6 protein-coding genes are annotated in these 5,009 nt (G+C 74.6%); 2 read left to right on the top strand and 4 right to left on the bottom strand.

What is annotated here, in order from left to right; genetic code table 11:
• From AC2W7G_RS08935 to AC2W7G_RS08920, 4 genes are all read right to left on the bottom strand, one after another.
• Positions 1-1,122: hypothetical protein (locus AC2W7G_RS08935; RefSeq protein WP_485868123.1), on the bottom strand; the 1,122-nt coding region annotated here is incomplete at its 3' end.
• A gap of 70 nt (positions 1,123-1,192) precedes the next feature.
• Entirely contained in the window at positions 1,193-1,525 is a 333-nt protein-coding gene (locus tag AC2W7G_RS08930; protein WP_485868122.1) for a hypothetical protein, read from the bottom strand.
• Positions 1,519-1,890: a hypothetical protein gene (locus AC2W7G_RS08925; RefSeq protein WP_485868121.1), complete on the bottom strand. Its 372-nt coding sequence runs from the start codon at positions 1,888-1,890 to the stop codon at positions 1,519-1,521. The genes AC2W7G_RS08930 and AC2W7G_RS08925 overlap by 7 nt, the downstream gene beginning before the upstream one ends.
• Positions 1,891-2,041: 151 nt before the next feature.
• A complete protein-coding gene (locus AC2W7G_RS08920; RefSeq protein WP_485868120.1) occupies positions 2,042-3,022 on the bottom strand; it encodes an alpha/beta hydrolase in 981 nt (326 codons plus the stop codon).
• A gap of 60 nt (positions 3,023-3,082) precedes the next feature.
• Here AC2W7G_RS08920 and AC2W7G_RS08915 point away from each other — a divergent pair, with 60 nt between their 5' ends.
• Together AC2W7G_RS08915 and AC2W7G_RS08910 are read left to right on the top strand one after the other, a co-directional pair.
• Positions 3,083-4,408 carry a threonine/serine exporter family protein gene (locus AC2W7G_RS08915; protein WP_485868119.1) on the top strand — a complete coding sequence of 442 codons (1,326 nt, stop codon included), beginning with the start codon at positions 3,083-3,085 and terminating at the stop codon, positions 4,406-4,408.
• Between the two features lie 55 nt (positions 4,409-4,463).
• Positions 4,464-5,009 (top strand): hypothetical protein (locus AC2W7G_RS08910; RefSeq protein ID WP_485868118.1); only part of this gene is annotated, 546 nt, incomplete at its 3' end.

Here is a 5,009-nt window from a genome sequence, read left to right as displayed (position 1 = left end):
ACGGCGTCGAAGCTGGGCGCGCTCGTCGGGAGCCCGCTCGAGCGCGGTCGCCAGGCCGGCGACGACGTCGTACGGGTCGCCGTGGCGACCCACCACGAGCCGCCGGGCCCAGGCCTGCAGGCGCAGCCGCAACGGCCCGTACAGCCCGACCGACAGCAGCAGCACCACGACGACGACCTGGCGCTCGTCGAGCGCGTCGCCGAGCACCGCGGTGAGGCTCCACACCGCGACGAGGTCCGCGGTGACGACGACGCCGAGCACGCCGCCGGCGGCCAGCGTGCGCACGAGGAGGTCCTCGACCGGGACGCGTCCGGGGTCGACGACGCCGATGGTCATCGCCGCGGCCGGCAGCGTCATCGCCAGCGACGTCGCGAGCAGCCCGATGCCGCGCACCTCCAGCAGCACGGCGAGGACGCCGACGATCACGACGACCAGGACGCCCCAGGCCAACCAGCGCATGCGGGCCCGCTCGAGCCCGGCCGACCGGCGGTAGCGCGCCACCACCGGACCGAGCCCCAGCGCGAACGCCACCACCGACGCCGCGACGAGCGTGCGGAACAGCGCGGGCTGCTCGCCCAGGAACCACAGCGTGGTGAGGTCCAGGTCGAGCTGCGGGGGCACCTCGCCGGGGTCGAACGAGCCCGAGGGCAGGACGAGCGCGGCAAGCACCGACAGGCCCATGACCGCCACGCAGGCGCGCGACAGCACGCCCCAGGCGCCGCCCAGGAAGCGGCCGGTCGGGTACAGCAGCACGAGCACGCCCACCAGCACCGGGAAGACCGCGGTGAAGCGGAACAGGTACCAGCCCACGAACGACGTCGCCGGCCACGCGGCGTCGTCGGTCAGCCCGACCCGGACGTAGGACTGGGCGAGCCCGTCGAGCGTCCAGCACACGCCCATGACCGCGAGCAGGAGCCCGAATCGGTGGCCGGGGAGCCGGACGAGGACGACGGTCGCGAGCGCCGCGAGCACCAGGCCCTGGAGCGCGTACGGCCATCCCGGCCCGTCGGTGAGCCGCACGCCGGGACCGTCCGCGGGCGTGACGACGTCCAGCCAGGCGGTCGCGACCGTGGCGGCCACCGACAGCACCAGCGGCAGCGCGGCGAGCCGACGGGCTTCCATGGGCACATCATGGCGCCGGTCCGGCCCGCGCAGGGCCGAACCGGCGTCCTCGACCGGCGTGCGGGCCACGTCAGGCCCGGTACGCCTTGTCGCCGAAGGCGAGCCCGCAGCCGACGACGAGCACCATGAGCGAGCCGGTGAGCCCGGCCATGTACTGCAGGGGCGCCACGGTCACGAGCAGCGACAGCCCGCCCAGCACGAGCCCGGTGCGGCCGATCCAGCGCGGCAGGGCGCCCTGGCGGGACGCCTGGTGCAGCGCCAGCCCGGTGAGCCCGGTCAGGCCCCACACCATCGGGACGGTGCCGATCCAGTGGTTGTAGAGCACGGCCATCTCCGGCACGACCATCTCGGCGTGGCCGATGCCGAAGACGAACTCGGTGTCCAGCGACGTGCCCATCAGCATGACGACGGCGGTGGCGAGCAGGCCGAAGGCGGCGACGCCCGGCAGCAGGCTCCCCGCGGGAGCGCGTCGCGCAGCCGCCGCGCCAGGCCGAGCGCGAAGACGGGCAGGAGCAGGACGGTGAGCGTCGCCGTCACGTGGAAGGCGACCATGAGGCCCTTGAAGTCGGCCAGCGCCTCGGCGACCCGCACGACGTCGGGCATGAGCGCGCGGTCGTAGACCGGCGTGACGAGCGTCGGCAGCAGCGTGCCGGCCAGGCCCAGCACGCCGGCGGCGACACCGGCCCGGGCCCAGGTGCGCGAGCGTCGGACGGGGACGCGGTCCGCGACGTCGTCGCGGACGCGGCGGGGGGAGATGACGGTGGTCATGGCGGGTTCCTCTCGGGGGACGGATCTCGGGTCCCCCACCGTCCGGGTCCCGGTGTCCCGCCGACCAGGGACACCGCGGCACGTCCTGTCCCGACCTCGTCCCGGCGTCGCCCGGTCCCCCTCCCCCCGAGCCGGCCGCGGGCGCCCGCCCCTAGGCGGGCAGGCCGCTCGCGGACAGCCAGCCGTCGAGCTCGGCGTAGGCCTGCTTGCGCGGCTCGTCCAGCGAGAGGAAGACGTCGTGGCGCGCCTGCGGCACCGGCACGACGGACGTGCGCCCGCCCAGGCAGCCGGACCAGCGGGCGATCTGCGCGACGTCCAGCACGGCGTCGGCGGTGTCGATGCGCTCGGAGTAGCGGGTCGAGAAGTGCGTGCGGTCCGAGCGCAGCACCAGCGACGGGACGCCGACGTCGAGGCCGCGGTGCAGGCGCGCGTGGCCGCGGCGCACGGCGTTGAGCCAGCCGACCGTCACCGGGCAGCCCTCGAGCGGCTTGAGCGCGACGTCGAAGTCCCAGACGCCGTGGTGGTCGCGGTGCAGCGAGTGCCCGTACATGCTCGGCGGCAGCTTGAGCACCGCGAACGGACGCGCCTTGGCGCCGACGCGCAGCGCCTGCGTGACCGGGCCGCGCAGCAGCGGCGCGCCCTGCAGGTCGAACCACGGGCTGTTGAGCACCAGGCCGCTGACCTGGTCGACGCCACCGGGACGCCGGTTCCGCCGGTCCAGCCACAGCGGCAGGATCAGCCCGCCGGTGGAGTGGGCGACCAGCAGCGTCCGGGTGCCCGGGTTCTCGTCGTCCACCAGGCGCAGCGCCTCGTCCAGCTCGGCGTCGTAGAGCGCGAGGTCGGAGACGTAGTGGCCGGTCTGGCCGGGCAGCCGCGAGCGGCCGCACTTGCGCAGGTCGAGCGCGTAGAAGGCCAGGCCGCGCTCGGCGAGGAAGTCGGCGAGCTCGCGCTGGAAGAAGTAGTCGCTGAACCCGTGGACGTAGAGGACGGTGCCGCGCACCTGCTCGCCCTCGCGCGGCTCGCGCTTGACCAGGACGGCGCGGACGTCGCCCTCGCCGTCGGGGTCGGGGCCGAGCTCGATGACGTGCTGGACGTATCCGTCGCCGAGGACGTCGGGCTGCCACGTGGTCATGGGTTCCTCCTGGTGGTCGTGGACAGGCTACTGCGGGCGCCGCCTGGCACCATGGGGCCGATGGCCGACACCGACGACCCGCAGCAGATCCATGCCGTGCTCGACCTCGCCCTGCGCGTGGGCGAGATGATGCTCTCCAACGGAGCCGGCGCCGCCGACGTGACCGCGTCCATGACGGCGGTGACCCGCCACTTCGGGCTCCGCTCGGCGCTCGTGGACGTGACGTTCACGACGCTGACGATCAGCTACCAGGAGCGCTGGGAGGACCCGCCGCAGTCGCGCGTCCGGCACGTCACCTACCGGACGATCGACTACGGCGACCTCACCCTCGTCGACAAGCTGGTGCGCGACCTGGTCGCCGACCGGGTCGACCTGGACGAGGCCCGCGCGCGCATCCTGCAGATCGCCTCCACCGGCCACGGACGTCCGCGCTGGTCGATCACGCTCGCCTACGGGTTCACCGGCGCCGGCGTCGCCGCCCTGCTCGGCGGCAGCTGGGTCGTGTGGATCATCGCCTTCGTCGCGTCCGCGCTGGTCGAGGTGATCCAGCGCTGGATGGAGCGGCTGCGGCTGCCGCTGTTCTACCAGCAGATCGCCGGCGGCCTGCTGGCCACGCTCATCGCCGTGGCGGCCGGGGCCAGCCACCTGCCGGTGAGCTCGTCCATCGTCGTGACCGCCTCGATCATCATGCTGCTGGCCGGCCTGGGCTTCATCGGGGCGGTGCAGGACGCGCTGACCGGCTTCCCGCTCACCGCCACGGCCCGCATCCTGGAGGTGCTGATCGCGACGGCCGGCATCATCGTCGGCGTCTCCGGCGGCCTGTCGATCGCGTCGTGGCTCGGCATCGACCTCATGGTCTATCCCGGCGCGTCCGACCTGGCCCGGTTCGCCGGCGTCGTCCTCGGCGGTGCCGTCTGCGCCGCCGCGTTCGCGTGCACGGCGTACGCCCCGTGGCGCTCGCTCGTCCCGGTCTCCTTCGTCGCCGCGCTGGCGGCCGGCATCACCCACCTGCTCGCCGACGTCGGACGGCTGTGGGCCGTCGGCATCGCCGCGGTCGTGGTCGGCCTGGTCAGCTTCGGCGCGGCGACGTGGGCGAGGGTTCCCCCGCTCGTCGTGGTGGTGTCGGCGATCGTGCCGATCCTGCCCGGCCTGTCGATCTACCGCGGACTGGCCCTCATGGCCGAGGGCGAGGCGTACGACGGCATCGTCGGCCTCGTCACCGCCGCCGCGGTGGCGCTCGCGCTCGCCTCGGGCGTCATCTTCGGCGAGTACGTCGCCCAGCCGCTGCGCCGCGAGGCGCGCAAGGTCGAGCAGCGCCTGGCCGGACCCCGTCTGGTCGGTCCGCTCCGGCCCACCCGCCGGCGCCGGCGCAACAAGGCCGCCTGAGCGCTCTTGCCGCGCGATCGCGGCGGGCGCACGATGGGAGGACCACAGGAATCGGGTGAGTCCCATGGACGTCCTCTCCAGCACCGTGCTGACGACCCACGAGCGGCTGGCCGCCGGCCTCGACCACGCCAGCGACATGACGCCGACGCCCGGTGAGCCGCGCAAGGGCTACGAGCGCATCGACACCTTCCTGCAGGCCGCCGCCCGCCACCTCAACGCCGTGGACGCCGTCCTGCTCAGCCGCGTGCGGCACCAGCTGCCCGACGGCGCCCGCATCACGCGCGAGTACCTGGCCGGAGCGCGCCGGCTCGAGATCGCCCTGGCCACGGTCAAGGCGCTGGAGTACGGCTCGGCCCAGCGCTCACGGCGCACCTGGGAGTCGGTGTGGCGCGAGGTCGACGAGGCCCTCGCCGAGCACCGTCGCCTGGAGTTCCACCTGGTCGAGACGCTCGCCGAGCACCTGACCGGCGCCCAGCTCAGCCGGCTGGCGACCCGCCTGGAGGGCACCGAGGCGCACGCCGCCACCCGGGTGCACCCCTACCTGCCGCACCGGGGCGCGTCCGGCTGGGTCGCCCGGCTCGTGCTGCGCCGGGTCGACGCC

The organism is Aeromicrobium sp. PFPM2_SD2, from assembly GCF_057364525.1.
This window is presented reverse-complemented; position numbering and strand designations above follow the sequence as displayed.